This is a genomic window from Streptomyces sp. NPDC048751, assembly GCF_043198595.1.
Taxonomy (GTDB): domain Bacteria; phylum Actinomycetota; class Actinomycetes; order Streptomycetales; family Streptomycetaceae; genus Streptomyces.
In genome coordinates this window covers 477,082-502,220 of the sequence record NZ_JBICUX010000009.1, presented here as the reverse complement: position 1 = coordinate 502,220, position 25,139 = coordinate 477,082, and the positions used below count along the sequence as shown (strand labels likewise).

At 69.1% G+C, this 25,139-nt stretch carries 22 protein-coding genes and 3 pseudogenes; 8 read left to right on the top strand and 17 right to left on the bottom strand.

Annotation, left to right across the window (positions count from 1 at the left end):
* Nucleotides 1-91 precede the first annotated feature (91 nt).
* From ACGFNV_RS29575 to ACGFNV_RS29560, 4 genes are all read right to left on the bottom strand, one after another.
* A complete protein-coding gene (locus tag ACGFNV_RS29575) occupies nucleotides 92-505 on the bottom strand; it encodes a Fur family transcriptional regulator (RefSeq protein ID WP_393626395.1) in 414 nt (137 codons plus the stop codon).
* A gap of 61 nt (nucleotides 506-566) precedes the next feature.
* The gene (locus tag ACGFNV_RS29570) at nucleotides 567-1,469 is read right to left on the bottom strand and encodes a metal ABC transporter permease (RefSeq protein ID WP_393626393.1); all 903 of its coding nucleotides are present in this window, start codon (nucleotides 1,467-1,469) and stop codon (nucleotides 567-569) included.
* Nucleotides 1,469-2,245, bottom strand: coding sequence for a metal ABC transporter ATP-binding protein (locus ACGFNV_RS29565; protein WP_393626391.1), 777 nt, complete (start codon nucleotides 2,243-2,245; stop codon nucleotides 1,469-1,471). Before ACGFNV_RS29565 ends, ACGFNV_RS29570 begins: the two co-directional genes overlap by 1 nt.
* A gap of 17 nt (nucleotides 2,246-2,262) precedes the next feature.
* Nucleotides 2,263-3,219: a metal ABC transporter substrate-binding protein gene (locus ACGFNV_RS29560; protein ID WP_393626389.1), complete on the bottom strand. Its 957-nt coding sequence runs from the start codon at nucleotides 3,217-3,219 to the stop codon at nucleotides 2,263-2,265.
* 151 nt (nucleotides 3,220-3,370) lie between these two features.
* On the opposite strand from ACGFNV_RS29560, the gene ACGFNV_RS29555 reads away from it, so the two are divergent.
* A complete protein-coding gene (locus ACGFNV_RS29555; protein ID WP_393626387.1) occupies nucleotides 3,371-4,753 on the top strand; it encodes a glycine--tRNA ligase in 1,383 nt (460 codons plus the stop codon).
* Nucleotides 4,754-4,865: 112 nt separating this feature from the next.
* On the opposite strand, the gene ACGFNV_RS29550 is transcribed toward ACGFNV_RS29555, so the two are convergent.
* Nucleotides 4,866-5,972 carry an endonuclease/exonuclease/phosphatase family protein gene (locus ACGFNV_RS29550; protein WP_393626385.1) on the bottom strand — a complete coding sequence of 369 codons (1,107 nt, stop codon included), beginning with the start codon at nucleotides 5,970-5,972 and terminating at the stop codon, nucleotides 4,866-4,868.
* A 177-nt stretch (nucleotides 5,973-6,149) separates the two neighbouring features.
* On the opposite strand from ACGFNV_RS29550, the gene ACGFNV_RS29545 reads away from it, so the two are divergent.
* Complete coding sequence (locus ACGFNV_RS29545; RefSeq protein ID WP_393626384.1) at nucleotides 6,150-7,160, top strand: aldo/keto reductase; 1,011 nt, start codon at nucleotides 6,150-6,152, stop codon at nucleotides 7,158-7,160.
* 25 nt (nucleotides 7,161-7,185) lie between these two features.
* Nucleotides 7,186-7,779, top strand: coding sequence for a TetR/AcrR family transcriptional regulator (locus ACGFNV_RS29540; RefSeq protein WP_393626382.1), 594 nt, complete (start codon nucleotides 7,186-7,188; stop codon nucleotides 7,777-7,779).
* A gap of 45 nt (nucleotides 7,780-7,824) precedes the next feature.
* Here the strand turns inward: ACGFNV_RS29540 and ACGFNV_RS29535 are convergent, their stop codons facing one another.
* The 3 genes from ACGFNV_RS29535 to ACGFNV_RS29525 form a co-directional block, all read right to left on the bottom strand.
* Nucleotides 7,825-8,967 (bottom strand): serine hydrolase domain-containing protein, encoded by a 1,143-nt coding sequence (locus ACGFNV_RS29535; protein ID WP_393626380.1) that lies wholly within the window; start codon nucleotides 8,965-8,967, stop codon nucleotides 7,825-7,827.
* Nucleotides 8,968-9,066: 99 nt separating this feature from the next.
* Nucleotides 9,067-9,285, bottom strand: a complete 219-nt coding sequence (locus ACGFNV_RS29530) for a hypothetical protein (protein WP_393626378.1) — start codon at nucleotides 9,283-9,285, stop codon at nucleotides 9,067-9,069.
* Between the two features lie 94 nt (nucleotides 9,286-9,379).
* The gene (locus ACGFNV_RS29525; RefSeq protein WP_393626430.1) at nucleotides 9,380-10,822 is read right to left on the bottom strand and encodes an MFS transporter; all 1,443 of its coding nucleotides are present in this window, start codon (nucleotides 10,820-10,822) and stop codon (nucleotides 9,380-9,382) included.
* Between the two features lie 152 nt (nucleotides 10,823-10,974).
* Between ACGFNV_RS29525 and ACGFNV_RS29520 the strand changes: the two genes are divergently transcribed.
* The 4 genes and pseudogenes from ACGFNV_RS29520 to ACGFNV_RS29505 all read left to right on the top strand — a co-directional run.
* A complete protein-coding gene (locus ACGFNV_RS29520; protein WP_393626376.1) occupies nucleotides 10,975-11,868 on the top strand; it encodes a helix-turn-helix transcriptional regulator in 894 nt (297 codons plus the stop codon).
* Between the two features lie 993 nt (nucleotides 11,869-12,861).
* Complete coding sequence (locus ACGFNV_RS29515) at nucleotides 12,862-14,082, top strand: sensor histidine kinase (protein WP_393626374.1); 1,221 nt, start codon at nucleotides 12,862-12,864, stop codon at nucleotides 14,080-14,082.
* Nucleotides 14,070-14,538, top strand: a pseudogene (locus tag ACGFNV_RS29510) (response regulator transcription factor); the annotation flags it as partial. The gene ACGFNV_RS29515 and the pseudogene ACGFNV_RS29510, both read left to right, overlap by 13 nt.
* A gap of 189 nt (nucleotides 14,539-14,727) precedes the next feature.
* Nucleotides 14,728-15,000: pseudogene (locus ACGFNV_RS29505) on the top strand (transposase family protein); the annotation flags it as partial.
* Nucleotides 15,001-15,044: 44 nt separating this feature from the next.
* Here ACGFNV_RS29505 and ACGFNV_RS29500 read toward each other — a convergent pair.
* The 9 genes and pseudogenes from ACGFNV_RS29500 to ACGFNV_RS29460 all read right to left on the bottom strand — a co-directional run bounded on the left by ACGFNV_RS29500 (nucleotide 15,045) and on the right by ACGFNV_RS29460 (nucleotide 23,918).
* Nucleotides 15,045-17,552: a hypothetical protein gene (locus ACGFNV_RS29500; protein WP_393626372.1), complete on the bottom strand. Its 2,508-nt coding sequence runs from the start codon at nucleotides 17,550-17,552 to the stop codon at nucleotides 15,045-15,047.
* Between the two features lie 373 nt (nucleotides 17,553-17,925).
* The gene (locus tag ACGFNV_RS29495) at nucleotides 17,926-18,543 is read right to left on the bottom strand and encodes a hypothetical protein (protein ID WP_393626370.1); all 618 of its coding nucleotides are present in this window, start codon (nucleotides 18,541-18,543) and stop codon (nucleotides 17,926-17,928) included.
* A gap of 118 nt (nucleotides 18,544-18,661) precedes the next feature.
* The gene (locus ACGFNV_RS29490) at nucleotides 18,662-18,985 is read right to left on the bottom strand and encodes a hypothetical protein (RefSeq protein WP_393626368.1); all 324 of its coding nucleotides are present in this window, start codon (nucleotides 18,983-18,985) and stop codon (nucleotides 18,662-18,664) included.
* Complete coding sequence (locus ACGFNV_RS29485; RefSeq protein WP_393626367.1) at nucleotides 18,982-19,281, bottom strand: hypothetical protein; 300 nt, start codon at nucleotides 19,279-19,281, stop codon at nucleotides 18,982-18,984. The genes ACGFNV_RS29490 and ACGFNV_RS29485 overlap by 4 nt, the downstream gene beginning before the upstream one ends.
* A 138-nt stretch (nucleotides 19,282-19,419) precedes the next feature.
* Nucleotides 19,420-20,616 (bottom strand): helix-turn-helix domain-containing protein, encoded by a 1,197-nt coding sequence (locus ACGFNV_RS29480; RefSeq protein WP_393626365.1) that lies wholly within the window; start codon nucleotides 20,614-20,616, stop codon nucleotides 19,420-19,422.
* Between the two features lie 44 nt (nucleotides 20,617-20,660).
* Nucleotides 20,661-21,157, bottom strand: a pseudogene (locus tag ACGFNV_RS29475) (transposase); the annotation flags it as partial.
* A gap of 81 nt (nucleotides 21,158-21,238) precedes the next feature.
* Nucleotides 21,239-21,877 carry a flavin reductase family protein gene (locus ACGFNV_RS29470; RefSeq protein ID WP_393626363.1) on the bottom strand — a complete coding sequence of 213 codons (639 nt, stop codon included), beginning with the start codon at nucleotides 21,875-21,877 and terminating at the stop codon, nucleotides 21,239-21,241.
* A 180-nt stretch (nucleotides 21,878-22,057) separates the two neighbouring features.
* Entirely contained in the window at nucleotides 22,058-22,420 is a 363-nt protein-coding gene (locus ACGFNV_RS29465; protein WP_393626428.1) for a hypothetical protein, read from the bottom strand.
* A gap of 52 nt (nucleotides 22,421-22,472) precedes the next feature.
* Nucleotides 22,473-23,918, bottom strand: coding sequence for an MFS transporter (locus ACGFNV_RS29460; RefSeq protein WP_393626361.1), 1,446 nt, complete (start codon nucleotides 23,916-23,918; stop codon nucleotides 22,473-22,475).
* A gap of 65 nt (nucleotides 23,919-23,983) precedes the next feature.
* Here ACGFNV_RS29460 and dusB point away from each other — a divergent pair, with 65 nt between their 5' ends.
* A complete protein-coding gene (gene dusB, locus ACGFNV_RS29455) occupies nucleotides 23,984-25,126 on the top strand; it encodes a tRNA dihydrouridine synthase DusB (protein WP_393626359.1) in 1,143 nt (380 codons plus the stop codon).
* Nucleotides 25,127-25,139 lie beyond the last annotated feature (13 nt).

Below are 25,139 nucleotides of genomic sequence, written 5' to 3'. Positions count from 1 at the left end.
CAGCCCGTTGGGTATCAGTCAGTGACAGCGGCGGAATCTTCGGACCCGGACGACTCATACCGAACCAACGACGAATCTCCGACTCAGGTCACTAGGAGGTCTGCGCGCACTCCTCGCAGGTGCCGAAGATCTCCACTGTGTGGGCCACATTGACGTAGCCGTGCTCCACGGCGATGGCCTCGGCCCACTTCTCCACGGCCGGGCCCTCGACCTCGACGGCCTTGCCGCAGGTGCGGCAGACGAGGTGGTGGTGGTGTTCGCCGCTGGAGCAGCGGCGGTAGACGGACTCGCCGTCGGAGGTGCGCAGGACGTCGACCTCGCCGGCGTCGGCGAGGGACTGCAGGGTGCGGTAGACCGTGGTCAGACCGACGGAGTCGCCCTTGTGCTTGAGCATGTCGTGGAGTTCCTGCGCGCTGCGGAACTCGTCGACCTCGTCGAGGGCCGCCGCCACGGCGGCCCGCTGCCGGGTGGCGCGGCCCTTCACGGGCGGTCCTGCGGTCGTCACCGGTTGCCTCCTCACACTTCTGCGCCTGCCGGGCCATTGTGCCAGCCCGGACCGTGCGCGGTCAGACGCCGACTCCGTCGGCGGGCTCCCGGGTGGCTGGAATCGTGCACTCCGCGGGGTCCCCGGCGCCCTGCGCGGCGGCCAGCGCGCGCGCCCTGCGCCGGGCCAGCGGCGTGGCCAGGGCCGTCATCACGATGAACGCCGCGATGGTCAGCAGCACGATCGTCGCCCCGGGCGGCACGTCCTGGTAGTACGACGTGACGGTGCCGCCGATCGTCACCGTCACGCCGATGGCCACGGCGATCGCGAAGGTCGCCGCGAAGCTGCGGGTGAGCTGCTGCGCCGCCGCCACGGGAACGACCATCAGGGCGGAGACGAGGAGCAGCCCGACCACGCGCATCGCGACCGTCACGGTCACCGCCGCCGTGACCGCCGTCAGCAGGTTCAGGGCGCGCACCGGCAGGCCCGTCACCCGCGCGAACTCCTCGTCCTGGCTGACCGCGAACAGCTGGCGGCGCAGACCGAGGGTGACGAGGACGACGAAGGCCGCGAGCAGGCAGATGGCGGTCACGTCCTCCTCGGAGACGGTCGACAGCGAGCCGAAGAGGTACGACGTGAGGTTGGCGTTGGAGCCCGTCGGCGCGAGGTTGATGAACATCACACCGCCCGCCATACCGCCGTAGAAGAGCATCGCGAGGGCGATGTCGCCGCGGGTGCGCCCGTACCAGCGGATCAGCTCCATCAACACCGCGCCGAGGATGGAGACGGCCGTGGCCATCCACACCGGGGACGCCGACAGCAGGAAGCCCAGGCCGACGCCCGTCATCGCGACGTGGCCGATGCCGTCGCCCATCAGGGCCTGGCGGCGCTGGACGAGGTAGATGCCCACGGCGGGGGCCGTGATGCCCACCAGGACGGCGGCGAGCAGCGCCCGCTGCATGAAGGCGTAGTCGAGGAAGTCCATCAGCTCAGCAGTCCCGTGCGGATCGGTTCGGCGCCCGCCGGAGCGTGCGGGTGCACGTGGTCGTGGCCGGGCAGAGCGTGCTGGCCGACCGCGCGCGGAGGCGGGCCGTCGTGGGTCACGCAGCCGTCGCGCAGGACGACGGCCCGGTCGATCAGGGGCTCCAGGGGGCCCAGTTCGTGCAGGACGAGCAGGACCGTGGTGCCCTGGGAGACCTGCTCCTTCAGGGTCGCCGCCAGCACCTCCTGGCTCGCCAGGTCCACGCCCGCCATCGGCTCGTCCATGATCAGCAGTTCGGGTTCGGCGGCGAGCGCGCGGGCGATCAGCACGCGCTGGTGCTGGCCGCCGGACAGGGCGTTCACCGAGTCCTTGGCCCGGTCCGCCATCCGGACGAGCTCCAGCGCACGCCGTACGGCCGCGTGGTCGGCCTTGCGGAGCATGCCGAAGCGGGCCCGGGACAGCCGCCCCGAGGCGACGATCTCCGTCACGGTCGCCGGCACGCCACCCGCGGCCGTGGTGCGCTGCGGTACGTAACCCACGCGCGCCCACGCGCGGAAAGCCTTGCGGGGCGTGCCGAACAGTTCCACCTCCCCGGCGCTCGCCGGCACCTGTCCGATGACGGTGCGCACGGCCGTCGACTTGCCGGAGCCGTTCGCGCCGAGCAGCGCGACGACCTCACCGCGGTGCACGGTGAGGTCGATGCCGCGCAGGACGGGGCGCGAGCCCAGCTCGGCGCGGACACCGCGCAGTGACAAGACGGGCTCGGCCTTCGCGTCCATGACGCCCTCCGTAACGATCACTTGGTTCCCAGGGCTGTCTGCAGGGCCTTGAGGTTGGACTGCATGACCGAGAAGTAGTCCGTGCCGCGGGACTTCTTCGTGATGCCCTCGATCGGGTCGAGGACGTCCGTCTTCAGGTCGGCGTCCTGGGCGACGGTCTTCGCGGTCTTGTCGCTGACGAGCGTCTCGTAGAACACGGTCGTGACGCCGTCGGCCTTGGCCATCCTCTCAAGGTCCTTCACGCGCGCGGCGCTCGGCTCCGACTCGGGGTCGAGGCCGTTGATGGCCTCCTCGGTCAGGCCGTAGCGCTCGGCGAGGTAGCCGAAGGCGGCGTGGGTGGTGATGAAGACCTTGGTCCTGGTGTTCGCCAGGCCGTCCTTGAACTCGGTGTTCAGGTCGCCGAGCTTCTTCACCAGGGCCGCGGTGTTCTTCTCGTAGTCGGCCGCGTGGCCGGGGTCGGCCTTCTCGAAGGCTTTGCCGACGCCCTCGGCGACCTGGGAGTAGCGCACCGGATCGAGCCAGATGTGCGGGTCGAGACCGGCCAGCTCGTCGTTCTTGTGGTCGTCGTGCTCGGCCGCGTGACCGCCGACCTCGTTGCCGTGCTTCTCCAGCGAGGTGAGGGAGCCGGCGTCGATCTTCGTCTTGACCGAGGACTGGGCGACGGCGCCGTCGACGGAGGGCTGGAGGTTCTTCAGGTACAGGACCGCGTCGGACTTCTCCAGGGCCACGGTCTGCTTGACGCTGATCTCCAGGTCGTGCGGTTCCTGGCCGGGTTCGGTGAGACTGGTGACGTGGACGTGGTCACCGCCGATCTGCTCGGCGAGGAAGGCCATCGGGTAGAACGACGCGACGACGTCGAACTTGTCCGTGTTCCCGGCCGCGGCGCTCTCGGTGGAGCAGGCGGAAAGGGTGGCGAGGCCGAGGGCCGTGGCCGCCGCGACCGCGGTGCCCGGTATGAGTCGTCGTACGTTCATGACAGTCATTTTCAACAAAGATGGAAACCGTTGTCAACAAAGGCCCTGTGAAGGGAACCGATTTGGATGAGGGGGAGTCCCCGCCGGTACGCTGAAGCATTCGCTGGAAGCATCTCGCTTCGTCGCCCGTCGTCGTAATGAAGAGAGCACCGTGGCCGCCGACAAGATCGACACCATCGTCAGCCTGAGCAAGCGCCGAGGCTTTGTATTCCCCTGCAGTGAGATCTACGGCGGCCAGCGTGCCGCCTGGGACTACGGACCGCTGGGTGTCGAGCTCAAGGAGAACCTGAAGCGCCAGTGGTGGCGCTACATGGTGACGTCGCGCGAGGACGTGGTCGGTATCGACTCGTCCGTGATCCTTGCCTCGGAGGTCTGGGTCGCCTCCGGCCACGTCGCCACCTTCACCGACCCGCTGACCGAGTGCACCTCCTGCCACAAGCGGTTCCGCGCGGACCACCTGGAGGAGGCCTACGAGGCCAAGCACAAGCGCCTGCCGGAGAACGGCCTCGCGGACGTCAACTGCCCGAACTGTGGCAACAAGGGCCAGTTCACCGAGCCCAAGCAGTTCTCGGGTCTGCTGTCGACGCACCTCGGCCCCACGCAGGACTCCGGCTCCGTCGCCTACCTGCGCCCCGAGACCGCCCAGGGCATCTTCACCAACTTCGCCCAGGTGCAGACCACTTCGCGCCGCAAGCCGCCGTTCGGCATCGCCCAGATGGGCAAGTCCTTCCGCAACGAGATCACGCCCGGCAACTTCATCTTCCGCACCCGCGAGTTCGAGCAGATGGAGATGGAGTTCTTCGTCAAGCCGGGCGAGGACGAGAAGTGGCAGGAGTACTGGATGGAGCAGCGCTGGAACTGGTACACCGGTCTCGGCCTGCGTGAAGAGAACATGCGGTGGTACGAGCACCCGAAGGAGAAGCTCTCCCACTACTCCAAGCGCACCGCCGACATCGAGTACCGCTTCCAGTTCGGCGGCAACGAGTGGGGCGAGCTGGAGGGTGTCGCCAACCGCACCGACTACGACCTCGGCGCCCACGCCAAGGCCTCCGGCCAGGACCTCTCCTACTTCGACCAGGAGGCCGGCGAGCGCTGGACGCCGTACGTCATCGAGCCGGCGGCCGGTGTCGGCCGCGCGATGCTGGCGTTCCTGCTGGACGCGTACGTCGAGGACGAGGCGCCCAACGCCAAGGGCAAGCTGGAGAAGCGCACGGTGCTGCGCCTCGACCACCGTCTCGCGCCGGTGAAGGTCGCGGTGCTGCCGCTGTCCAGGAACCCCGAGCTCTCCCCGAAGGCGAAGGGGCTCGCGCAGGCGCTGCGGCAGAACTGGAACATCGAGTTCGACGACGCGGGCGCGATCGGGCGTCGTTACCGTCGTCAGGACGAGATCGGTACGCCGTACTGCGTGACGGTCGACTTCGACACGCTCGAGGACAACGCCGTGACGGTGCGTGAGCGGGACACGATGAAGCAGGAGCGCGTGTCGCTGGACCAGATCGAGGGATACCTGGCTGGGCGGCTCGTCGGCTGCTAGGCGTTTTTTCGGGGTCTCGTCTGCCTGGTTCGGGTTGTTTGCCGGCTGCGGGTCCGATGTGGCCTGTCGCGCAGTTCCCCGCGCCCCTCAGGGGGTGCGGGGAACTCTGCGTTTATATGTCCACGTCGGCGTAGAGGGCCGCGTGGTCGGAGGCCTGGGTGGCGTGGGAGGTCACCGTGGGGAAGGGCTTGAAGGTTCTGGGGGCCCAGATGCCGCGGCGCTCCACCTCGACGTGCTCGACCAGGTCCCAGAGGGCCGGTGAGAACATCACGTAGTCGAGCTTGTCGTCCTCGCCCGTGCCGGGGCCGTGGGTGCCGGGGTCTCCCGTGTAGGTGCGGTGGGTCATCGCGTCCTGGAGGCCCGCGTCCAGCAGGGTCTTGACCGGGGGGCTGGCCATGAAGTCGTTGAGGTCGCCGGCGACGACGACGTGGTCGGAGCGCTGGAGGGCGGCCTCGTAGAGCTCGCGGACCCGCTTGGCCTGGGCCTTGCGCAGGCCCTCGCCGCCGCCCCGCTTGCTCTTGAAGTGGTTGCCGAGGATCCACAGGGGCGTTCCGTTGACGGCGATCTCGAACTCGGGGCAGTCCCGGCTGAACAGGCGCCGGCCGCCCTGCCCGGGGTCGAACAGGTGTGACCGCACGGACGTGATGGGGTGGCGGCTGAGGATCCCGACGTCGATGCCGCGGGGGTCGTTGCCGTCGATCAGCAGATTGAAGGGGTACGGCTGGTGCCCCAGCGTCTCGCCGAGGACGTGCTCGTTGAAGCGCTCCAGGGTGACACGGTCCTCGACCTCCACCGTGAGCAGGATGTCGGCGTTCACCTCGGCGACCACGCGCGCGGTGTTCTGCACGGCCTGCCAGCTGAGGTCGCCGCGCACCAGCTCGGCCCAGCCCGGCCAGTCGCCGCGCCCCTTGGCCACGACCTTGATGGTCGGGTTGTCCACGGGCCCGCTCACCGTGAAGAGCTTGGCGCCCGTTCCCTTGAGCTCGTTGATGAAGAACGGCCGGGGACTGTCGGGCTCACCGTTGTGGACCTGGTGCTCCTTGATCAGCTCCGCGATCCGCTCCTTGTCCGCGGGTGCGTAGGTGTCCTTCTCGAGAAGGGCGACCAGTTCGTTGAAGTCCTCCAGGATCCTGTCGCGCTCGGTGTCGTCCTGGAGCGCGAAGACCTTGGGGCGGCGGAAGAGGTTCTCCGCGTTGAAGGTGCCGATACGGATGGTCATCGCTCGCCTCCCACGGCGGCGCAGAGAGCCGTCGGGGCCGACGGGCAGGCGCCGCCGAGGTGACTGCACGCCGACATCTCTCATTGTCCTCGGAGTACGCGCCCAGTCGACCGGACGAATGACAAGTGTCGTCTGACAGATGTTGAAATCTGTCAGTCGTCATGTGAGGCTGGCATCATGACACTGCGAACTCGTCCCCTCGGAACCACCGGCCCCCAGGTCTCCGCCCTCGGCCTCGGCTGCATGGGCATGTCCGCGTTGTACGGCGAGGCGGACCGGGCCGAGTCCATCGCCACCGTCCACGCCGCTCTGGAGGCGGGCGTGACCCTCCTCGACACCGGCGACTTCTACGGCATGGGCCACAACGAGCTGCTGATCGGCGAGGCCCTGCGCACCGCCCCCGCCGCCCGCCGCGAACAGGCCCTGGTCAGCGTGAAGTTCGGCGCGCTGCGCGGCCCGGACGGCGCATGGCTGGGCTACGACGGCCGCCCGGCCGCCGTGAAGAACTTCGCCGCGTACTCGCTCCAGCGCCTCGGCGTGGACCACATCGACGTGTACCGCATCGCCCGGCTCGACCCCGCAGTACCGATCGAGGAGACGGTCGGCGCGATCGCGGAACTGATCGAGAAGGGGTACGTCCGCCATGTCGGCCTGAGCGAGGTCGGCGCCGACACGATCCGCCGGGCCGCCGCCACCGCGCCGATCGCGGACCTCCAGATCGAGTACTCCCTCATCTCGCGCGGGATCGAGAAGGCGATCCTGCCGACCACCCGCGAACTGGGCATCTCCATCACGGCGTACGGCGTCCTCGCCCGCGGACTGATCTCCGGCCACTACACCGCCGACCGGCAGCTCGACGCGGGCGACTTCCGCGCCTTCTCGCCCCGCTTCCAGGGCGAGAACCTCCGGCACAACCTGAACCTCGTCGAGGCACTGCGGAAGATCGCCGAGCAGAAGGGCGTCAGCGTCGCCCAGATCGCCATCGCCTGGGTGCTCTCCCAGGGCGAGGACATCGTGCCGCTCATCGGCGCCCGGACGCCGGAGCGGCTCGCGGAGTCGCTGGGCGCACTGGACGTCACGCTGGACGCGACCGACCTCGCGGCCATCGAGGAGGCCGTACCCCCGGACGCCGCTGCCGGGGAGCGCTACGCGCCTGCCGCGATGGCAACCCTCGACAGCGAGCGCTGACCCCTCCTCCCGGTACCGTCTCCTCATGGCACCGACCAGCGGGACCCTGACCGCCGAGCGCATCCTCGAAGCCACCGAGGAGGTGCTGCGCCGCTACGGCCCGGCCAAGGCCACCGTGGTGGACGTGGCCCGCGCGCTCGGCGTCAGCCACGGCAGCGTCTACCGGCACTTCCGTACCAAGGCCGCGCTGCGTGCCGCGGTGACGAAGCGCTGGCTGGACCGTACGTCCGAGGCGCTGGCCGGCATCGCCGCCGACGAGGACCGCACGCCGGAGGCCCGCCTGCGCGACTGGCTCGCCGCCCTCTTCGCCGCCAAGCGCCGCAAGGCGGGCGGCGACCCCGAGCTGTTCGCCACGTACACGGTGCTGACCGACGACCACGGCGGCGTGGTCGCCGCACACCTCGAGGACCTCACCGGCCAGCTGGAACGGATCGTCCACGCGGGCATCGGCTCCGGTGCCTTCACCGCCCCCGACCCCGCGGCCACCGCCGCCGCCGTCTTCCACGCCACCGCCCGTTTCCACGATCCGTGCCACGCCCACGAGTGGGAACAGCCGGGGGTGCAGGGGGAGTTCGAGGCGGTCGTGGACCTGCTCGTACGGGGGTTGAGGGCGGCCTAGTGCCGTGACCGGAAAGGTGAGCCGGTGAACCTTTCCGGTCACGCCCTAGGGCAGGCCGATCGCCGCTGTGGAGCGCCAGAACTCCCGCATCAGCGGAGTCGGTGTCGGGTTCTCCATCGCCACCTGGGTCAGCAGGATGGTGACCGTCCCCGTGGCCGGGACGACGTGTGCGGTGGTGCCGGTGCCGCCGACCCAGCCGTAGCGGCCGGGCACGTTCCACGGGTCCACGGCATCGACGTCGACCTGACCGCCGTAGCCCCAGCCCTGGCCCTCCAGGAAGAGTTCGCCCACCTTCCGCTGTTCCGCGCTCAGGTGATTGCTCGTCATACGGCTCACCGAGGTGGGGGAGAGGAGCCGGCCACCCCCGTCCAGCAGCATCCGGGCGAAGGCCAGCCAGTCGTCGGCCGTCGAGACCAGGCCTCCACCACCCGACGGGAAGGCCGGGATCCGGCTCCAGTGCCCGTCCGGGCGGTCCGCCACCTCCAACGCGCCCGCTCCGTCGGGCCGGTACGCGGTCGTGAACCGGTCCCGCTTCGCCTCCGGCACCTCGAACGCCGTGTCCTTCATGCCCAGCGGTTCGAACAACCGCTCCGCCAGGAAGTCGGGGAGCGTACGCCCCGAAGCCCGCGCGATCAGGACGCCCTGAAGGTCGGACGCCGTCTGGTACAGCCACGCTTCGCCGGGCTGGTACAGCAGCGGCACCCGGGCGAGGTCCGCGAGCCAGGTGTCCGGGTCGGGATACTCCTGGGGGGCCCGTCCGTCCTTCTGCACCCCGAACAGGGCCTGGACCGCCGGGAGGGCGAAGTCCGAGGGGAAGCCCCACCCGGGCCGCGAGCTCAGCAGGTCCTCGACCGTGATCGGGCGGACGGCCGGGACCACGTCGTCGACGGGACCGGACGGCGCACGGACCACGACCGGATCCGCGAGCTCCGGCAGCCACTCGGCCACCGGCGCGTCCAGTGCCAGCCGCCCGTCGTCCACCAGCATCAGCAGCGCCGCCGCCGTGATCGGCTTCGTGATCGAGGCGATCCGGAACAGGGACTCCCGGGTCATCGGGGCCGAGCCGTCGGCGTCGACCGAGCCGACGGCCACCACCTCCACCGCGTCGCCGCGGGCCACCAGGCCCACCGCGCCCGGCACCGTGCCGTCGTCGACGTACCGTCGCAGGGTCTTGTGCAGAGCGCTCATGGGCCGGCCTTCCGTTGCGGTGCGTACGAGTCGTCACTCTCCCTGGCTACGACTCCGCACGCACCCGGAACTCATCGCTGCCGCGACACGCACCCGGACTCATCGCTGCCGCGACCCCTCCGAGGGATTCACGGTCGCCTGGTGGGCCTCCGCCAGGTGTTCCTCGGCCTTCAGCCAGGGCAGGAACTGGGCGCCCTGGCGCCAGCCGCAGGTGTCGCATCTGATCGTGCGCTGTACGCCCCTGCGCTGTATCCGGACGACGTGCTCGCGGCCGTGCTGGTCCCAGCGGCTCACTGTGCTCGTGGTCATCTGTGGCATGCGAGCAGTGTGGGGCAGGACCAACATCAACGGGACGTCCCGTATGACGAGTTGACCAAGTCGTAGCCGACTCCTCCGTCCCTCCTCAGCCCGTTCATCCCGTCGTACGGGGCAGCCGCAGACTCAGCAGTCCGGTCACGACGATGCCCGCCAGCTGCACCAGGAGCGTGGTGACCAGGGCGTCACGCATGCCCAGGCCGGGGATCAGGGAGAGGAAGAGGGTGCCCAGGGTGGCCACGCCCAGCGCCAGTGCCGACTGCTGGGTGGTGATCGTCACGCCACTGCCGACGCCGGCACGGGCGGCGGGCACCTCGGACAGGACGATCCGCAGTACGACGGGAAGCTGGAGCGCCTGCCCGGCGCCGGCGACCGCCGCCCCGGGAAGCAGTTCGACGAGGCCCAGGTCCGGCCAGGACCGCCAGGCGGCCCACGCCATGAGGGCCACGCCGATGCCCTGGAGCACGGAGCCCACGGGTACGACCCGCGTGCCGTACCGGGCGACCAGCCGAGGACCGGCGAGCGAGACGATGAAGAACGCCACCGCCATCGGCGCGAGCGCCAGCCCCGCGGCGACCGGGCCGAGCCCCGCGCCCCGCTGCAACGCCACCGCGATCACGAACATGAACCCGCTGAAGCCGATCCCGAACGGCACGAGCAGCACCAGCCCGCGCCGCAGCGACACCGACGCGAAGAGGCTCGGCGGCACCAGGGGCGTACGGCCCCGCCGGTCCGCCCTGCGCTCCACCGCGTAGAAGCCCGCCGCCACGAACGGGAACGCCGCCAGTGACAGCCACGTCCACAGCGGCCAGCCCGCCGCCCGGCCCTCGGTGAGCGGGGCGAGCAGCGTCAGCAGCGACACGGCGAGCAGCACCGTGCCGAGTCCGTCCACCGGCTCGGGGTGCGAGGAGCGGGTCTCCGGCACGTACCGGGCGGCGAGCACCAACCCGACCACGACGACGGGCACGTTGACGAGGAACACCGAGCGCCAGCCGGTACCGGCGACATCGGCGGCGACCAGTACGCCCCCGAGGATCTGGCCCGCGACCATGGCGAGCCCGGCCGTCGCGCCGTACAGGCCCATCGCCCTGGCGCGGCGCGCCCCGGACGTGGTCGCCTGGATGGTGGCCAGCACCTGCGGCAGCATCGCCGCGGCCGACGCGCCCTGCGCGACGCGCGCCGCGACCAGTGTCCACGCGTCCGGCGCGAGCCCGCACGCCAGCGAGGTCAGGCCGAAGGCCGCCATCCCGCCCAGGAACAGCCGGCGCCGGCCGAACAGGTCGCCGAGCCGGCCGCCGAGGACGAGCAGCACGGCGTACGCGAGGCCGTACCCGGCCACGACCAGTTCGAGCACCGCCTCGCTCGCGGCGAGGTCCGCGCCGATGGTGGGCAGGGCGACGTTGACGATGAAGAAGTCGATCAGGGGCAGGGCGGCGGTGAGCAGTACGGTGAACAGGCCGAGGCCGCTGAGCGCGGGTGGCGCGGCGGGGGAGCCGACCGGGGTCGAGGTCGAGTTGACGGGGACGACTGATGTGTCGATGCCGGGTGTGTCGATGGCGGATGTGTCGATGTCGGTCACGAGGACGACCCTCCGCCCACCCCGAGCCTGGTACCAGAGTCTCCTTATCCTGGTAGAAGGAGTACCCGGCAACCGGGTCCCGACAGGGTCCGGGCAGCGGCAGTCTGGAGGACATGACGACCATGGCCGAGGAGACGGTCCCGCGCCGCTCGGAAACAGCCATCCGGCGGCACGAGCTGGCCACCTTCCTGCGCAGCCGCCGCGAGCGCATCACCCCCGAGCAGGTGGGCCTGCCCCGCGGCCGCCGCCGACGCACTCCCGGCCTGCGCCGCGAGGAGGTCGCCCAGCTCTCCGCGGTCGGCGTCACCTGGTACACCTGGCTCGAACAGGCCCGGGACATCCAGGTCTCGGTCCAGGTCCTGGACGCCCTCGCCCGCACCCTCCGCCTCGACGCCGGCGAACGCGCCCACCTCTTCCAACTCGCGGGCTCCACCGACCCCACACCCGCCGCCGAATGCCCCAGCGTCACTCCGGCGCTCCGCGAGATGCTGCGCCAACTGGAGCCCATCCCGGCCTGTATCCAGAACAGCCGGTACGACATCCTCGCCTACAACCGCACGTACTCCCGCCTGTTGGGCGACCTCGACGCCGTACCCCCCGAGGACCGCAACTGCCTCATCCTCATCCACACCGACCCGCACTGGCGCTCCTCGATCGTCCACCTCGACGAGGCCAGACGCCTCATGGCGGCGAAGTTCCGCGCGTCCATGGCGGGCCACCTGGGCGAGCCCGCCTGGAAAATGCTGCTCAACCGCCTGACGTCGGAATCCCCGGAGTTCCGCGAGAACTGGGACCGCTACGAGGTCATGGTCGCCCGCAGCAAGACCAAGCAGTTCTTGAACCCCCACGTCGGCCTCCTCACCCTCCACCACACCGACCTGTGGCTCAACCCGGACTTCGGGGCACGGGTGGTGACGTATGTGCCGGTGGACGGGGAGTCGAGGGAGAGGTTGGAGATGCTGCAGGAGCTGGCGCTGGGGAGGGAGGCGGAGGAGAAGGCGGCGTAGAGCGATCAGTGAGAGCAACAGGACCCTGAGTTCCGCCCTTCGGTCGCGGGCCACGGCTCGCTGAAGAGGGCCGGGTTCCGCCAGCCGCTCGGCGCACACCTCGTCGAACGACGCGGCGACGCGATCGTCGATCCGGTCCCCGAGCCGTTCGACGAACCGGTCCACGATCGCGTTCTCGCTGTGGCCTTGCGGGCGCCCGGCGGGCTTGGGGTGCTCCGTCGGTTTCGGGGGTCGCTCGGTCATCGTGGTCTCCTCCACAGGTGTGGGCGGGGACGTGGCGGCAGCACCCGCAGTGACATCGGGTCGGCGATGGTGGGGCGGACGATCGTGGCCGGGGAAGCCGGGGCGGCAGGAAGCCGTGGCCAGCACGACGCACAAGGCCGCCATCGGTAGTTCGGCGACGGCGGCCATCGCGATCGCTGCGGCGAGTTCGGCTCCGGGGGCAGAGGTGACGATGTCGAACCAGGCGTCGACGACCAGCAGTGCGGCGGTTGCCGCCGCGGCGAGCGGGTGCCGAGGGTCCCGGCGCAGCAGCAGTGCTCCGGTGGCGGTGAGGCCCAGGGCTTCCAGTGCATCCAGCCCCACCCATGCGGCCGACCAGTGCGGGACGCTGGGTGTGGCGGGCAGCGCGGCCGCCAGCACCAGCGGCCAGGGCAGCAGCGCGAGGCCGCACCCGATCAACGCCATGCCGGGCCACCGCCTCCTGTCGATGGTGCCTTGCTCGCGCAGCCCAGCGGTGCGCGACAAGAAGAGCACGTCCGCGATGGCGGCGGGCAGCGCGTCCGCAGCCCCGCAAGCTGCCGAATCGACGGGGGCCATGGGGCTCGTCTCCTCCCGGATGCGGGCTTGTGTGCCTTACATGGACAAGCTTTCCTGCGGCGGGTGCGCGCGTCGGTAACGCGAAGGTCCGACTTGGGGGTGGTACTGGCTTCACCATCGATCCGGATGCACGGTGCATGGCCTGTGCGTCACCAGGCGTTCTACCGTCGAGTCATGAGGAGTTCCCGGACGCTGCGACGCGCATTACTTCGAGCGCGACGGGACACCGGCTTCGTGGCAACCGGGATTCCGCTGCACCTTGCCCTGACTTCGCTGTGGGTCTGGGGCGTGACGATCGTCGTGAAGGCGAACGCGTGGGCCGTGGTCCCGATACCGTTCGCGCTGTTCGTCGTCGGCGTTCCGGCGCTCACCGTTGCTCAACGACACCGTTATCGAGTGTTACTCGGTGTGGACGTCCCCCGGCTGACGCCGACGCCGGAACGATGGTGGCCGAGACGTGCCCTGCGGTGTCTGTCCTCGGCCCAGACCTGGCGGCAGGTCGGATACCACCTCCTGCTCGGGCCGTTGCTGGCGGCGCTGGAACTGCTGGTGCTCGCGGCGTGGGCCGTGGCGGTGTCGGGCGCCACCTCCTCCGGGTGGGCCTGGGCGCTGCCGGGGGAGGAACGCCTGATGGCGTTCTTCTACACCGTTGGCGGCGTCGTGCTGCTGTGCAGCGCGCCCTGGCTGGCCGGGGCGACGGCCCGGACCGAGACCCGGCTCGCGTCGGCGCTGCTGGGGTCGAGCCGGAACGAGCGGCTTCGGCAGCGTGTCGAGCACCTGGCTGAAAGCCGCATCGACCTGATCGAAGCCGTCGACACCGAGCGCCGCCGCATCGAACGCGACCTCCACGACGGAACCCAGCAGCGCCTGGTCTCCCTCGCGGTCAATCTGGGACTGGCCAAGGCCACCCTCACCGACCTGCCGGACGATGCCCGTACGGTGATCGACGAGGCGCACCGGGAGGCGAAGGGGGCCATCGCCGAACTCAACGACCTCGTGCGGGGGTTGCACCCCGCGGTCCTCGAAGACCGCGGGCTGGACGCGGCGTTGTCCGGCCTGGCCGCCCGGGTACCGTTGCCGGTAAGCCTGCGCGTCGACATCGGAGAGCGAGCGGCGCCCGTCGTGGAGTCGGTCGCCTATTTCGTGGTCTCCGAGGCGCTGACCAACGTGACCAAGCACGCCCGGGCCACGCGCGTGGAGGTGACCGTCGAACGGACCGGGAAGGTGCTACGTGTGAACGTCACCGACGACGGGACCGGCGGCGCCGACGCCTCAGTCGGCAGCGGGCTCGGCGGACTGGCCAAACGCGTCGGCTCCGTCGACGGATCGTTCCGCGTCAGCAGTCCCGCCGGGGGCCCGACCACCATCACCGCGGAGCTGCCGTGCGAGCTGTGATCGCCGAGGACTCGGTGCTGCTGCGCGTGGGGCTCGTCAAGGTGCTCGAGATGGCCGGCTTCGACATCGCAGCCGACGTGGGTGACGCGGACGCCCTGTTGACCGCGGTCGAGCAGCACCGGCCCGAACTCGCCCTGGTCGACGTCCGGATGCCACCGGGTTTCACCGACGAGGGGAGTGCGTGCCGCGCTGGCGATCCGCCGCCAGTGGCCCCGGACGGCGGTGGTTCTGCTCTCGCAGTACGTGGAGGAGCGGTACGCGGCCGATCTGCTGACCGCCCACACCAACGGGGTCGGCTACCTGCTCAAGCAACGTGTCGCCGACGTGGAGGAGTTCATCGCCGCGGTACGGCGGGTCGCGGACGGCGGCACGGCGCTGGATCCCGAGGTCATCGCCCAGTTGCTGCTGCGCCGCCACAGCGACCCGTTGGAGCGGCTGACACCGCGTGAACGAGAGGACGGTCGAGGCGCCGGTAGAGGTCGCCCAGCTCGTCATCCGCGTCCCACATGGCCTGCCACTGCTCGCGGGTCAACTCGTTGCCGGGGATGTGCCGCAGGGGGCCGGTGGCCCGCTTGACCTCCAGGTAGCGGCGGATCGTGGCCGCGACCCCGGCACGGCTGAGGAACTCGGTCGCGAACTGGCGGGCGTGGTGCTCGTCGCCAGGGCGTCCCCCTCCTGGCCGATCTCGCCTACCAGGGCGGTGGCCCCTGGCTGACCACGGGCATCAAACGCAGGCCCCTGCGAGAACTCACCCCTACCGAGAAGACCGTCAACCGGGCTCTGGCCGCGGCACGGGCACCGGTTGAGCGCGGCGTGGCCTGCCTGAAGTCCTGGCGGATCTGCCGCAGGTTCCGCTGCAGCCCCAACCGCATGACGTCAATCGCCAAAGCCATTCTCACCCTGGAGCGGCAACGCTGAAGAGGCTCAGTGGTGGACCGGCGCATCGAGCACTCACTCCGGACTCACGGCGCGGTCCAAGTTCCAGAAGTCGGCTTCGGCAGTCTTCGCAGAGCGTTCTCGAACTCGGAGTTGCTGCGGTTCGGCCCCATGTCGTTGAGGGGAAGCACGTCGTGGAGGGTCTGCCACACCGCTGCGTACCCATCGCACACCGTCCGGAGGGCGGCGCCGCGCATCAGCTTGCAGCCCGTTGCGTCCGCCTGTTTCGCGGCGGCGAGCCAGCTGGCGCTTCGATCGATGGGCGAGGGCGGATCCGCGGTGGGCTCCGACGACACCAGTGTGCTCAGAGCCGTGAGCTCCGCGTCCAGTTCTTTGAGACGGTCCTTGGCTTCCTGCGATTCGCGCCAGCCATCGTGTTCTTCCAAAATGCTGGTGATCTCCGGCACCCGGCACGGAAGCTCCGCGACGAGATCCGGAGCCACATTCTGCTGAACATTCAGGAGCAGCTTTTCACGATCGAGCCAGCTTCGGGCCTGGCTTCCAGTGACAGAGAAGAGGTCGTGCCAGATCGACCATTCGTTCTCGAACCATCTGATCGCATCGTGGACATCGACAAAGGTGAGAGAATTGCGTCGGTGCCATGTCTGTTCCATCGCTCCTGCTACTTCTCCCAAGAGTTTCATGTTTCCGAATGCCATCTCGATATGGATCGGCGGTGGATCGTCGAAACGGCGACGGTCGGGGGTCGAGTGTGGGTACGCCTCACGTTCGAACCGGGCCAGGCGCTCGCTCTGGTCCTTCTCGCGGAGTGCTGCAAGATCGGCGTCTTCGGAAAGCACCCAGGAACGCGTGAGCGTAACGAACTCGCTTTCGGCGCCGGCGACGGCGTCTTCCAATTCCCTATAGGCGAGGTTAGCGAGTTCGTCACGTTGGTCACTCGATTCGATGTACGCGTTCATTGCGATGGAATACACGCATGCTGCGTTGTAGTGTGCCATCCAGTCGCGACGGCGCTCACGGAAGAGCGGTGTACGGGCACGCCTGACAGCTCTCTGGAGATTCCACGGTGCCCCAATCATGGTATTCACCGGGCGGATCACGCGAGCGACGTATGGCCTGAACCCATCGCGAGCCCTCTCGACCTCTGGTACGAGCAACGCGGCACCGCCGACAGGCGCCGGACTCGCGGGCGGGCGGGATGCCCAGACGTCAAGGGCTGCCGCTGCTCGGGCGAGTCTCAAAGGGGCCCAGACGTCACGCGTCATCCGCAGAGCGGCCGGAGTGAATATTCTGTCCGCCCGCATGCTTGGGCAGAAGACAGCAGCGGTGCGGTCTTGTGTGAGGCGATCCAATTCCTGAAGTGAGGCCAGTTGAAATATCAGGCGTACCCAGTTGGTGTTCTCTTTGCGCCTTTCATCTCCGCGTCGTTCATCATTCTCCCTGGGGTTGAGGGTTTCCCTCATCCACTCCTTTACTTCTTCTTCGTCGTTTTGTGGAATGAACTCGATCACCGCAGGCCAGTACCGGTCCGCCAGGGCAGGGGTGAGCGCCTTCCGGATTTCGTCACGCGTGCGTGACCGGCTCGGCCGGATATCGGCGTCAGAGTCGTGACACCACTGCCGGGCCAGACTCTCGGCGGTGCCCAGAACCGCGGCATACCGGTAACGCGCCAGCAGCATTCCGGGCGAATGACGCCAGTGCCACACGTAGGTGAACCGGCGCAGAGACCAAGGCGCCCCCCACAGTGTCCTGAAGTCTTCCTCCGGGGTCAGAGAGCCCATGGTGAGAGCGCCGTGGTACGTCTCCAGAGCGTCCAGACGCAGCCCCATCTTCTCCTGTACGCCGGCGATCTGGGTCCGCAGGTACAAGTTCGTCGGGTCGAAGTGAACCGCCGTGTAGAACTGACGCAGCGCCTCGTCGAACCTTCGGTCACGGCTCAGGGCCCGGCCTTGCTGGTAGGCGGCGAAAAGTCGGGGCGGTAGCGTCCGTTTGCGCCATGACTGCCACGGAGCGCTCTTCGAGGCGCGTGTGGCGGGAAGGATCGCGGCCATCACCCAGTTTCCCGTCTCGTGGACAGCTTTGTCCCACGTTGTTTCCCACACTGTGTGAGCGCAGCTGCCGCGAGTCGTGTAGGCCGTGACTGTCACCGTCACACCACAGCAGGCTTTCTGTCCTCCGGTGGCGCGTTGAAGTACGCCGGTGACCCGGTACGCGACCTTGGGGCGCAATCGGCTGAACATGTGGAGCAGACTGGTTCCGAGCTTTCCGGACTCCAGATTCACGTCCCCGAGCAGATCGATGAAGTTTTCAGCGGGGGGTTCAGCAGGAAGAGTGGCAGGTGGATAGAGGGCCGTTTCGGACAGATGCTTACGCAGGCAAGCAGTCAAGTCGTCGATCGGGGGCTTGGGTGTTCCTGCCGGAGTTGCATCAGCAAGGCGCTGCACATCGACCGGGCCAGGGGCGTAGGCGAGACGGGCCAGCAGTGCGCGCCGCAGTGCCCAGAAACAGCCGAGCAACAGTAGCAGGCACAGCAGCCGACTGCCCACCGCAGCGCCGGAATCCTTGTGTGTCACTGCTTGTCCCACCCCGGCGAGGACCGCTGCCGCGGTATCCCAGACGGCCTGTGCCCATTTCGGCCAGTCCTGGTGGTGGTCCGCGACGGAGCGTCCGAGAGACCAGAGATACGTGCCCAGTGCGACAGTGAGAAGGAAGGTCCCTGCGTACCATGGACCAGGCCGACGCACGGGCAACAGCGATCGTTCGGCTCTTGAAGGCCGATCGCGACGGGAGCTCATATCAGCCTCCCAGCATCACTGCAGTCTACATTGCCCAGTCTTCCACGAACCGTCGAACCTGCAATTCGATCGCGACTGCCCGCACTTGAACGGACAACGAAACGTGGTGAGGACAGAACTGCGTGAGAGAACGAGCAACACACTCATGAGATCACATGCGCAGGATTTGCGTCACGGTCCCTGAGCCGGCGGCGCGGCCGTGGTGGCGGAAAGCGAAGGAGTGGCCATTCTCAAGAGCGACCGGCTGTTCGAGCATGACACTCGCCGTGGCCATGTGAAGCGGCTGAAGTGTGCCGACTTCATCGGGCAGCGTCACCTTGCCCCTCACGCCATTGGCGCGGATGTAGAACTCAAGGATGTCACCGGTGGCCACTTCCGCACCACCCTCTTGCTCCGACAGCAATGCGATGTCCGCAGCGAAGGCGACGTGCGCCCGGATCGAGCCGGGTGCCGCCAGCACCTGCCCTCGCGCCACGACCGTACCTGGCAGCAACAGTCCCACGTTCATACCCGCGCCGGCCTCATCGAGGCGCACGCTGCCTGCGTCAACGGCAAGCACGCAGGCTGTCGCGCCGACGCCATGGCCGACGAGCTCCACCGCATCACCCTCGTGGACCCGTCCACGCTCGATCCGGCCCGTCGCCAGGACCAGCCTGCCCTGGTTCCGGGGGAAGACATCCTCGACAGACATGAGGAACGGCCGGTTCAGGTCCCCAAGCTCCACCATGCTTCTCCTCCTGGGTACCTTTACCGTCATCTTCGGGATCATTTTCGCTTCCTTCGCCATACCTCAGGGCCACGGACCGTGGATTGCTCTCCGCCTGATGCTGGACCGGGTGGACGACGCATGGCGGGTGATCCGCATGGAGTAGGGACGCCGCACCTATTCATGCTTCGATTCGGGTGCGGTGCGACGCCGTGTCCTCAGTAGGCGCAGGCAGCCGAGCGCCCCGGCTTTCCGCGATGCGGTGCACGTTCGTCAGTGCTGCCAGCAACTCAACCGCCAGCAGGTGCAGTTCACCTGACGTCCACTGGCGGCCGCCCAGAACGCGCCGTGCCTCTTCGAGAAGTTCGCCGGCCTCTGCAAGCTGGGACGACTCCATGTCGTCGGCGAGGCGGGAGACGTAGCCGGTCCTGTCGCTCGAGAGGTAGCACGGCTTGCCGTCCGGTCCGGTCCAGGGCAGCAGGCGCGGCTGTTCCGGTGAGCTCACCACGCTCGTACCTCCGCTCCGGGCAGCAGCCGCAGGTCGATGCCGTGCACGGCCAGGCGCAGTCCGCGACGCCGAACTCGGCGCCTTTCTGCTGTCCGCCGCTCGTGGGCGACCAAGTACGGGCGGACCAGTCCGATGTCTTCACCGCGTAGTGCCGGGGCAGCGGGCGTCCGGCCAAGACGGGATGCCTCAGGGGCGAGACCCGAACAGCGGCGATCAAGTCTGCGGTGGCGGCCTGCTGGGGGCCAGAGCAGTCGCAACAGCGGCTCGAAGATACGGGCGATCCAGCGCGGCATGCCGACGCTCCTTGTCAGCGTTGACCACGCCCCCGGGCCGTTCGCGCGGTCGCGGGGGTCCTGACAAGGCGTCAGCATGCCGACTGGCGGCGCACGCCGGTTGCACCGGAGAGTGCAACTCCTCTCGCTGGGGGTCTGCTATATCCCGACCCACTCCGCGTACTGCGACAGTGAGCCGCTGCGCGTGCGCTCCTGGCGTTTGAGCGCCAGCACCGTGTCTCGCACCGTCGGGTGGTAGCGCGTCTGCTGTGGGGCGATGCGCCTGGCCTGGTACAGGCAGTCCCGTGCCTGCTCGGGATGGCCCGCCCAGGCGTGGGCCCGGCCGAGGTCCATCCAGTGGTGACCGGCCCGGGAGCGGGTCCAGCCGCGCGGGACGTGTACGTCCTCGGCGAGTTCGATCGCGCGGCCGAAGTCGTCCATTTCGGAGGCGATGGCCACAGCGTGCACTCCGACATTTACCGGGCCCCAGGTGACGCCGAAGTCGGGTAGCTCGCCTGTAGTTCGGGCCAGGACGCGGGCTTCCGCAAGGCGCGCGTCCGCCTGGTCCTGGTCCTTCATCCGGCCCGCGATCACCGCAGCCCGCAACTGCATCACGCCGCGCATCGCCTCAACACCTGCCGGGCGACGCGCATCCTGACCATCCAGATCTCGTAGGGCCTGGTCGATCACCCGAATGCCCACGTCGTAGCGGCCGGACGACATCGTGGTCTGCGCGCGCAGATAGGCGTGCATGGCGATCAGCCCTGGCTCGTCGGCACGCGGAGCAGTCCACGCCAGCCGGTCCAGCGCGACAGTTGCCAGGTCGATGTAGCCGAAGTTCCATGCCACGGTGAATACACACCGGAACGTCCCAGCCAGGCACTTGTAGGCAAGGCGCTGCTCCTCCCCGGCACTGCAGTGCACCGCCTGTACCGACTCGTCGATCAGCGCCGGCAGGTCGCGCACCATATCCGAGTACTGCGCCTGCCGGCGCTGATCCAGGGCCTGCTGAACATCCGACCAGATCAACGCGGCAGGCCGTGGAGCCGTCTGCCAGTCCAGGGGGATGTCCCAGTTCTCAAGCCCTTCACGGATCGGCTGTATCAACGCGTCCATCCGGTCCCGGCGCAACTCCTCGGCGTACGGCTGTCCCAGCAGCTCGGACGTGGATACGCCCAGTGCGCGGGCACACGCCGCGACGAGCGCCGGGGAGGCGGGCTTCTGCCCACACTCGACCTTCGACAACAGTGACTTGGACAGATGAGCCCGTATCGCCAACCCCTGCTGCGTCAGACCTCGCTGCTTCCGGATGCGGGCGATCCGAGCGCCGGTGTGTTCCTCGGTGCTGTGCGGCACGGCGAACTCCGTTCTGCGGCAACACCCAGAAGGTACCCGCGCCGCGCTTTGAGCTTGGTGCCGTCCAGTGCGACGCGGCCCATCTCGACCATGCCGAGCTTGGCCGCCAGGTGCAGCGACTGGGTGAACAGGTCGGCGAGGGCGTCCAGGTGGCGGCGGCGGAACCGGGAGATGGAGCGGAAGTCCGGGGCCTGGTCGGCGGCCAGGAACCGGAACGCGATGTCGTCGGCGCACTTGCGCTCGATCGCCCGTGAGGAGCGGACCCCGGTGGTGTAGCCGTAGATCAACAGACGCAGCACAGTCTGGGGTCGTAGGGCGGGTGGCCGCGCTTCTCGGTGTAGTCCGCCAGGACAGGTCCCAGGTCCAGGACCTCGTCCACCAGGTCGGCGACGAACCGGGCCAGGTGGTCCTCGGGCGGCCAGTCGTCCAGAAACGGGGGCAGCAGCAGGACCTGGTGCGGGTCGAACGCCCGAAACCGCTTGTCCACCCCCACCCCACGGCCCTGCGGCTGCCTCTTCTCGACCGGCTCGACCTCGAACAGCCCATCCCCACCACGCATACCGATATCATCCCGCACGAATGACCACGAAACGCACGCGGGATGCCGCCACGCGGTACCAGCTCAGAGGGCCGCTGGCTGGAGCTGATGCGGCATGTTCCAGCCTTCGGCGAGTTTCGACGGATGGATGTTGTGTCCACCGCCGAAGAACTCGCAGAACTTCATGATGAGCGGGTCCCATCCGAGCGGGTCCACGTAGTGCGTCCCCGGGATGATCAGATCCTCCTCGACGTGGGCGCGAAGGACCTCGACCTGGAAGGCGGTGGCATGAAGCGTGGGACCGCCGAAGGGGTGCGCCGAGACGACCCTGCACTCCAGCTGGACCGGACATTCCGCGACCCGGGGCGCCCGAACCAGCTCCGATGCCTGCTCGGTCAGCTGCGCGGCCGAGAACTTGTCCGGCTCGTATCGGTAGCCCTGCTTCACCTTGTGGTCCGGCACGGCCGATGTCCCGGTGGTGAGCGCGATCCGGTCAACGGCGTCGACCATCGCCGATGAGGGCAGGTTGAGCACGCATTCGCGTTCGCGCAGCAGGTTCGCGGTCGTCTGACCGCTGTTGCCGAGACCGAGCATGCAGGACTGGCCCAGCCACCAGGCGGAGGACATCGGCGCGAGGTTCGCGGTGCCGTCCTCGTTGCGTGAGCTGATCAGCACCACCGGTGTCCCGAAGTACAGCACCTTGAGCCCGGGGACCACGTGCATTCGTTCGCCTTTCGCGGGATGTGAGCTGGAGAGACTCGCCATGCGGTGCACGAGCCGTCACCGACTCTCCCTGAAGCAAGCGAAGGCTGCTGGCGGCAATCGGACGTTGCGTTCCGGCAGGTCGGATCGATCACCCCGACCACGGACACCCAGCCGGTTGCCGATTACGGGGACACGCTCCTAGGGTTCGCTGATCTCGGCGGGTGACGGTGACGGTGACGGTGGCGTGGTGACGGTGCCGTCGAGGAAACGGAGCAGTACGGCGGCCTCCGCACGGAGCCGCTCGACCCGGTCGGCGTGTGCTGGGGCGGTCAACAGCGCCGCGGCCTCCAGGCGTTCGGCGGCCTCGGCACGCACGATGTCGGCCACGCCGGCTTCGCTCAGCTCACGCCGCGCCGCCTCGGTGGCGCCGGCACCGACCGGCGACTCTTCCAGGGCCATGCCACGCAGCGCGGCTTCGTCCACCGGCACCGCCTCGGCGTTGTCCACCGCCGCAAGCGTTGCGCGCAGTGCGCTCACCGCGGCCTTGTCGCGGGCGCGCATCGCTTCCGGCAGGGCCTGACGCATTCGAAGACGTAATGACATGCCGGAGACCTTACGCGCTGACCCCAGCCGCCTCCCGCACCTCCGCCGACTCCAGCCGTTCCGCGGTCCGTTCGGCTGTGCGGCGGGCCCACGGGCCCGTCGTCACCGCGCCCAGCGCCAGCACCACCAGACCGCAGCCCGTGAGGATCCACCAGCCGGGCGTGGCGGCGGAGACGAAGGCGGAACGGTACGACGACGAGCCCACGCCCGCCGCCAGCACCGCGCCCACCACCGCCACGCCCAGCGTCTGGCCGAGCTGGCGGCTCGTGGAGGCGACGGCCGCCGCCACGCCGGCCTGGGCTCGGGGCATGCCGGAGACCGCTGTGTTGGTGATGGGGGCGTTGACGAAACCGAAGCCGATGCCGAAGAGGACGTAGCCGAGGAAGAGGGTGGTGTTGGAGGTCTCGGCGTCGAAGGCGGCGAAGAGGAAGCCGCTCGTCGACATCGCCAAGCCCGCCACGACCAGCGGCAGACGTGGGCCCCTGCTGCCGACCAGGCGGCCGGAGAGGGGTGCGCACAGGAACGTCGGGGCCGCCATCGGGAGCATCCACAGGCCGGCGTGCAGGGCGTCCAGGCCGCGGACGTTCTGGAGGTACAGGGTGGAGAGGAACAGGAAGCCGCCCAGTGCCGCGAACGCGCTGATCGCAATCACCGTCGCCCCGCTGAACGGCGCCGAGCGGAAGAAGCGCAGGTCGATGAGGGGTTCCGGGCGCCGGGGCTCGTACCGGATCAGTCCCACGAGGGCGACGAAAGCGATCACCGCGTACGGCGCGATCGACCCGAACCCCGCGTTCGGCGCCTCGATGATCGCGTACGTCAGGGAGCCGAAGAGGGCGATCACCAGGAGCTGGCCCACCGGATCCGGGCGACGGGCCTTCGGGGCCCGGGACTCGGGGACGTAGCGGAGGGTGAGGAGGAGCGCCGCCAGGCCCACCGGCAGGTTGAGCCAGAAGATCGAGCGCCAGCCGACCGACTCCACGAGCAGGCCGCCCACCAGCGGGCCCGCCGCCATGGAGATGCCGACCACCGCGCCCCAGACACCGATCGCCCTCGCGCGCTCGCGCGGGTCCGTGAAGGTGTTGGTGATGATCGACATGGCGACCGGATTGAGCATCGAGCCGCCGACCGCCTGCACCATCCGGGCCGCGATCAGCAGATCCAGGTTCGGCGCCAGGGAGCACAGCAGGGAGCCCACCGAGAACACCACCAGGCCCGCCATGAAGACCCGCTTGCGGCCGATGCGGTCGGCCGTGGAGCCCGCGAGCATCAGGAGCGATGCCAGGACGAGTGTGTACGCGTCGATCGTCCACTGCAGGCCCGACGTGGACGCGTCCAGGTCGCGCTGCATGGACGGCAGGGCGACGTTCAGGACCGTGTTGTCCAGGCTCACGATCAGCAGGCTCATGCAGCAGATCAGGAGGACCAGCAGGCGTCGGCGTGGGCTGAGCTCGGGCATGGCCTCAATAGTACGCCTAACTAATGAATTTCGCCGTACCCCGTCCGGTACGTGAGAATGGGGGAATGCCCACGACCGCCTCGCCCCTGCAGATCGGCCCGCACACCGTTCAGCCTCCCGTCGTCCTCGCCCCCATGGCCGGGATCACCAACGCGCCCTTCCGCACCCTGTGCCGGGAGTTCAGCGGCGGCAAGGGCCTGTTCGTGAGCGAGATGATCACCACCCGGGCGCTGGTCGAACGCAACGAGAAGACCATGCAGCTCATTCACTTCGACGCGAGTGAGCGGCCCCGGTCCATCCAGCTCTACGGCGTCGACCCGGCCACCGTCGGCAAGGCCGTCCGCATGATCGCGGAGGAGGACCTCGCCGACCACATCGACCTGAACTTCGGCTGCCCGGTGCCGAAGGTCACCCGGAAGGGCGGCGGGTCGGCGCTCCCCTACAAGCGGCACCTGCTGCGGGCGATCCTGCGCGAGGCCGTCAGCGGCGCCGGGGACCTGCCGGTCACGATGAAGATGCGCAAGGGCATCGACGACGACCACATCACCTACCTCGACGCCGGCCGCATCGCCGTCGAGGAGGGCGTCACCTCCATCGCGCTGCACGGCCGCACCGCCGCCCAGCACTACGGCGGCACCGCCGACTGGGACGCCATCGCCCGCCTCAAGGAGCACGTCCCGGAGATCCCCGTGCTCGGCAACGGCGACATCTGGTCGGCGGAGGACGCGCTGCGGATGGTGCGGGAGACCGGGTGCGACGGAGTCGTGGTCGGACGTGGGTGCCTGGGGCGGCCTTGGCTGTTCTCCGACCTGGTGGCCGCCTTCGAGGGGCGGCACGAGGCCATCGCCCGCCCCACCCTGCGCGAGGTCGCCGACGTCATGGTCCGGCACGCCACCCTGCTCGGTGAGTGGATCGGCGACGAGTCCAAGGGCGTCGTCGACTTCCGCAAGCACGTCGCCTGGTACCTCAAGGGCTTCGCTGTCGGCTCCGAGATGCGCAAGCGGCTCGCGATCACGTCCTCGCTGGAGGAACTCCGCGCCGGACTCGACGAGCTGGATCTCGACCAGCCCTGGCCCGCCGGCGCGGACGGGCCCCGCGGCCGTACGTCCGGCAACAACCGCGTGGTGCTGCCGGACGGCTGGCTGAAGGACCCGTACGACTGCGCCGGCGTCGGCGAGGACGCGGAGCTGGACACCTCCGGCGGCTGAACCGGCCCCCTGC